At 46.4% G+C, this 5,947-nt stretch carries 4 protein-coding genes; 2 read left to right on the forward strand and 2 right to left on the reverse strand.

Annotated elements, in window-relative coordinates; translation table 11 throughout:
* Positions 1-418: 418 nt before the first annotated feature.
* On the forward strand, positions 419-1,564 hold the full coding sequence (locus QUB52_RS28440) for a PepSY-associated TM helix domain-containing protein (RefSeq protein WP_332976327.1): 1,146 nt from the start codon (positions 419-421) through the stop codon (positions 1,562-1,564).
* A gap of 90 nt (positions 1,565-1,654) precedes the next feature.
* On the forward strand, positions 1,655-2,941 hold the full coding sequence (locus tag QUB52_RS28445) for an MFS transporter (protein ID WP_332975553.1): 1,287 nt from the start codon (positions 1,655-1,657) through the stop codon (positions 2,939-2,941).
* 162 nt (positions 2,942-3,103) lie between these two features.
* On the opposite strand, the gene QUB52_RS28450 is transcribed toward QUB52_RS28445, so the two are convergent.
* Complete coding sequence (locus QUB52_RS28450; protein WP_332975554.1) at positions 3,104-5,191, reverse strand: acylase; 2,088 nt, start codon at positions 5,189-5,191, stop codon at positions 3,104-3,106.
* Between the two features lie 140 nt (positions 5,192-5,331).
* Positions 5,332-5,808, reverse strand: coding sequence for a hypothetical protein (locus QUB52_RS28455; protein WP_332975555.1), 477 nt, complete (start codon positions 5,806-5,808; stop codon positions 5,332-5,334).
* Between the last annotated feature and the right edge of the window lie 139 nt (positions 5,809-5,947).

The raw sequence follows: 5,947 nt of genomic DNA on the forward strand, positions 1-5,947 counted from the left end.
TATCCCCCGTAGGGACACTCCAAGAACCCAAGGCGTGTCAATTTAAGCTGTTAGTCTGCCAGTCCTCGCACCCGCTAATCCGCCAGAGAATTCAGATCAATTCCGGTAGCATCGTCAGCCGTAAAATCCGCTCAACAGCGATGCCATGAGCGAAGCCGAAGGGTGAACAATCATAGATGGTGCAACCAACCGGAATCCATCTAATTCATCTGCGTTAATCTGTATTGATCTGCCTGTATCTGCGGTCAAAAAAGAGAATTTTTTCACCGCAGATGACAAGGGATTGACGCTGATTCACGCAGATAAAGAGAAGAGAGATAGGAATAATTCCGATGCTAACAGATTTGAGATCATTCCCTGTCGGACTATCGGTTTTACCCTAATGAGAACAGTTAACGGCTTCGAGGAAAAATTCGAGATGAAGTTCCGCAAACTCGCATTCAAATTGCACTTGTATTTGGGGTTGGTGGTAGGAATATTTCTAGCAGTAATTGCTTTAACGGGCAGCTTACTGGTTTTCGGTCCAGAAATCGAGCGGTTCTTCAATCCCCAACTCCTGCAAGTTATTCCTCAAGCCGAACGGATACCGCTGGAAAATGTCCTGCAAATTGTCGAAAAAGCTTATCCGCACAATCAAGCTCTTAGTATCTTGCTGCCGCGATCAGCGAAGGAAGTTTGTCAAGTTTCGATGCTGTCAAAGAGTGAGGAAGTAGTGAGCGTTTATGTCAATCCTTACAGCGGCAAAATTAAGGGTGCGCGCCTTGATAAAGAAACTTTTACTGGTTTTATGTTTACGTTACACGCGGAATTAGCTGCAGGAGGATTTGGTCATTTTGTGGTAGGTATTTGCGGTCTAGTAATGCTAGGATTAACTTTTACGGGTTTGGTATTGTGGACTGGTTGGCGCAATTTGGCTCGCGGATTTTCGATTAATTGGCAAGCTCATTGGCAGCGGACTGTATTTGATTTACATAACGTTTCTGGCATTATATCGGTCGCTTTTCTCATATTCATTTCCGCTACAGGGACAGCGATAATTTTTTATACGCCGTTTGAATCTGCTCTGTATTGGGTAACAAATGAAAAGCCACAGCCAGCATTGACTTCTCATACCCAATCTAGCAGTTCGAGGCAAAACCTTGATGAAATATTAGACAAAGTTAACACCGTTTGGACGGAAGCTAAAACCACTTTTATTTCTCTGCCTTTGACACCTGAAGCAACTTTTAAAGTCAGGAAAAAATTCCCCACTGACTCGCACCCAAACGGGATTAGCACCATTTATCTTGACCAATACAGTGGCGAAATATTGCGGGCTGACAGTGTAAATTCAGCTTCTGTAGCCAATCGAATTCTCAACTCGCTTTATCCGCTACATATTGGCAGCTATGGCGGAATTTACTTGCGGCTGGTACACGCGATCGCAGGATTAGCAGCGATTGTACTTTTTATGACGGGTGTACTGATGTGGCGGCAGCGACATTTGGCGAAATTTTACCGCAAGGAGGCGAGACAGCAATATGAAAAATTATCTCCAATTAGTCAACAATGGCCTTGGTTTTAACGAGCTCGACCTGTGGTTCTAGACAAGTTTTATTTTTCTACCTGAAAGTCCCTATCCTTTGAATTTTTAATCCTATCAATCGCCTATTTCATGCAAAAATTTATTCAACTCTGGCTGGGACAAACTGCTTCGATGATTGGCAGCGCTATGTCTGGGTTTGCGCTGACTATTTGGATTTGGGAGTCCACCAGTCAAGCGACTGCTTTGGCTTTGTTGATGTTTTTTACTCAATTGCCGCGCATTTTGCTCGCTCCGGTTGCTGGCATTCTCGTCGATCGCTGGAATCGAAAATTTCTGATGGGGATCGGTGATACGGTTTCAGCTTTGTTAACGCTTGTTATCCTATTACTTTATATCAGCCACAACCTGCAAATATGGCATATATATGTAGCGGCTGCGATTAACGGAGTTTTTGACCAAATTCAACAGCTAGCTTACTCAGCAGCGATCGCCACAATGATGCCAGAAAAGCATTACAGCCGCGCTAGCAGTTTAAGTTTTTTGGCACAATACGGCGCGAGTATTATTGCTCCGACGCTGGCGGGGATTCTCTATTCTGCGATTGGGCCCGGCGGGATTTTTACGATCGACCTGGCAACTTTTACAATCGCGATCGCCACGCTATTATCTGTCAAAATACCCCAGCCCGCGATCGCGTCAGCGTTGCAGAGCAATATCGCATCCAATCCCCAGCAGACTCACTCCCACCTATTGCAAGAACTCAGCTTCGGATTCCGCTACATCGTCCAGCGTCCCAGCTTGCTTGCCTTGCTGGCGTCCGTTTCGCTATTCTGGTTCGCTCACGACATCGGCGCCGTCCTCTACTCACCGATGATTCTGGCACGCACCGGCAACAATGCCAGAATCCTCGGTACTATCCTTTCAGCCGCCGGTGCAGGTGGCGTTTTAGGAGCATTGATCATCAGTATTTGGGGCGGCCCCAAACGCCGAATCCGGGGCTTTCTGCTCGGCATGGCAGGCGCAGGCTTGAGTAAAATAGTCTTTGCTTTTGGTCAGTCGCTTTTCATCTGGATTCCCGCTCAATTTTGTTCGTCTTTCAATTTCCCCATCCTCGGCAGTTCCAACGAGGCGATATGGCTGGCGAAAGTCGCGCCAGAGGTACAGGGGCGCGTTTTTGCTACCAGAGCAGTTATTGTGCAATTGGCGTCAGCGATCGGTTTATTGATCGCAGGGCCACTTGCCGATCGCGTCTTTGAACCCGCCATGCAACCGGGAGGTTTTTTAGCAGCTATTTTTGGCCCAATTATCGGTACGGGTGCCGGTGCTGGCATGGCTTTGTTATACGCTATTTCCGCGATCGGCTTATTGCTCGTTGCAGTCGGTGGGTATGCTTGCCGGCTGCTGCGCGATGGCTAATATCGTTTCCTGTTGTATCGGAATGATTTAACCGCAGAGGGCGCAGAGAACGCAGAGGGAGAGAATACAGAGAGGAATAATTCCGATGCTAACGGATTTGATATAACTTCTTCCTGACATCCGTTAAATCCGTTACATAATCCGTTGCCGAACTTCCTTCTGCTATAGTTTCTGGCGCGAGCTCAGGTGAGCTTCAATTTCCGATCGCGATCGCCATACAGGCCGCAATTCCTTGCGAGCAAAGAGCTGCCACTGATCGCCGGCGTGGGGCGAACCAGGTTGACTGGCGTTGCCGTAACTGTTTAGCGCCATCGCTTTCACCGGATTCGAGAACTCAATCGCAGCGACAAAAGAATCCCCCGCAACCGCTTCAAAGCGATCGCCTTTCCCAGGAACAAACGATACTGAGCGAAATACCCCCAAAGAACCGTCAGCCCCATTAGCAGGCAGATTCGCCTCCCCAGGCAATCGGAAGACTTCCCCCCACGCCACATCTAACGCACCATAAGTTGCCTCAACTTTGGCTGCTACGGCTTCTAATACCCGCACCGCCTCAGCAGGATTTGCCAACCCGTCTGGCGTAGTTAGCGGCGCATCTTCGCGCCAAGGTTTGGCGAATAAGCGATCGCTCTTCATCGCTTTTTTCCAAAAGACAAACAGCACCGCGCCGCGACTGTCGGCATCGACTTTGCGATCCCAAGCTGCGAGCACTTCTGCCGCGCGGCGCGCCTTTTCGCTGCCTTGTTGCGCGACGGGAATTAAATCATCGAGGAGGCGATCGGCGAGTTCTACCTGAGTGGAATGTTTGTATTGCATCAATTCATCGAAAGAGATTTTGTCATCTTCTAAGAGCATTTTTGCCGATCGCTGCGATCGCAAGTCCATCGGGCCACGTGGTGCCATATAGGAGGGATAATTATCCGGTGAGATGGCGCGGGGAAACGTTGCCCCCCAAGGCGGATCGTTGGCATTTTGCAACCAGCCGCTCGGTGGATCGACAACACGCGGCAAATCCGCATAGGGATGATTTTTGCTCCACAAAGTCTCTGACGTATCGCCGGGGATAATGCCTGACCAATATTTAAAATCTCCGTTTTTGCGAATGGGGACTTGACCGTTAAACAAGTGCATGATATGCCCCTCGCGATCGGCATAGATGACGGTAAACATGGGAATTTCCAAGCGCTTTAAAGCAGCTTCAAATTCAGAAAAATTCTTGGATCGTGCCATATCCCACCACTGCTGAAGGGCTCCTGATTTATCGATTCCGACAACGCGCAGGGCGATCGCTTTACCTTGTTTTTCTGATAAAATTGGCCCGTGAACGGAACGTCGCACGACTAGAGATTCCGAGCGCAAGCTTCCATTCTTTTCTTTGACTTTTAAAACCTTCTCTTCCCTCTCAAAATTTCTGACTTTGCCATCGAAGCGATAGCCATCCTTAGCGAGGGGCAATTCGTAGGCATCCCAGCCATCGTGAGTGTTGACAGTATGAGTCCATCCCAAATTGTCATTAAAGGCGATCGTTAAAACAGGAAATCCGACGAGAGTAGCTCCGTAAGCATTAATTTCTGGACCAGTCAATTGTGCTTCGTACCAGAGAAATAAATCCGACCAAGGCAGGTGAGGATTTGCCAATAGCATGGCATTGCCGCTTTCAGAATGAGAAGGAGCGATCGCCCAACCATTAGAGCCTTTAGGAGTATTATTCTCAGTGAGCTTTTCAACGCGCTCTGGATCGACTATAAAAGTAAAATTGATAACGCGCTGCTCGTGAGCCAATACATCTGTTGGTTTCAGAGGCAATGCTACCTTTAATTCTTCGGTGAGCGCATCTGGGTGTTCTTTTGCATAGGCATTCATTCCCGAAACAAAAGCATCGATATAGTTCCGAAAATTAGGATTTTGTGCTTCATACGATGCTTGCGCGCGATCGGGAATTCCCATTGTTTGCACCCAGCGATCAGACTCCAGATAATCTTCGCCCCAAAATTCGGCAGCTTGCCCGCGAGCTTGTCCGTAAAGGCGCAAAATAAGATTGCCGTGACTTTGCATCTGCGCCCACCCAAAAGCGTAGAAAAGGCTTTTAGTATTCTCTCCGTAAATGTGTGGAATTCCATAGGTATCCCAAAGAATTTGATTACCGGTTTGAGGCGCGGATTGAACCCCATTATTGAGGAGCAAAACTAAAATAAAACTCATTAATAATGAGACAATTCGTCGGCCTTGTTTTTTTAGTTGTAGAAACATACTATAGCCTTTCTCAGGTAGGTGGCGGTACAGAAAAAGCCTCGAAAATCCTGGCATTCACAGAATAAAGTGTACCTCATGTTAGTGAGAACCGCTATATTATATTGATATCAGTTGATAGGTTATGCCCTTAAGCAAAATTAATTTCTAGGACATTTTCCTGAATTAACATATTCACGGAAGCTTTTACTGTAAAGATGACTTTTTGAGTTCCACCAAGCTGCTGCCCCTTTTTGTTGTAAGTCATTCCGCATATTTAGGCACCAACCAGCCCATAATTCTTCTTCTAACAACTTATTTTTATATTGATAATACAAATTTTCATACAGATTAAAAAAACTACAAATAAGCTCGTTAAACCGGGTGAATTCATTCTCATTTAATTTTTCCAGATTTGTTATGCCTAACTTGTATATCCGCGCCACTTCATTATCCTGGCTTATACGTGACTCAAGCTCTGCACAAGCGCTAATAATTGATTGATAGGTTGCACCCTTGGTTGCTTTTGTACTTTCTTTAACTTGAATTGCCAAATAAATCAGTGATACAACTACTGCAATAGTCTGAACAATGCCAGTAATATCACTGATAGATAGGTTTAATTGTGCTATGTACATCTTTTTATTAAGTAAGCGTCAAGAATCACCCCATCTGAAAAGACGGTGAGTATATCAAAGAGTTATTTTTGAAGTTGACCCTGTTGCCAATTACCTTCTAGCTTAGTTCCATCTGCATAAATGTAGGAACCTTGACCGT

Origin of the sequence: Microcoleus sp. A6-C6 (assembly GCF_036705955.1) — a bacterium.
Classification (GTDB): domain Bacteria; phylum Cyanobacteriota; class Cyanobacteriia; order Cyanobacteriales; family Microcoleaceae; genus Microcoleus.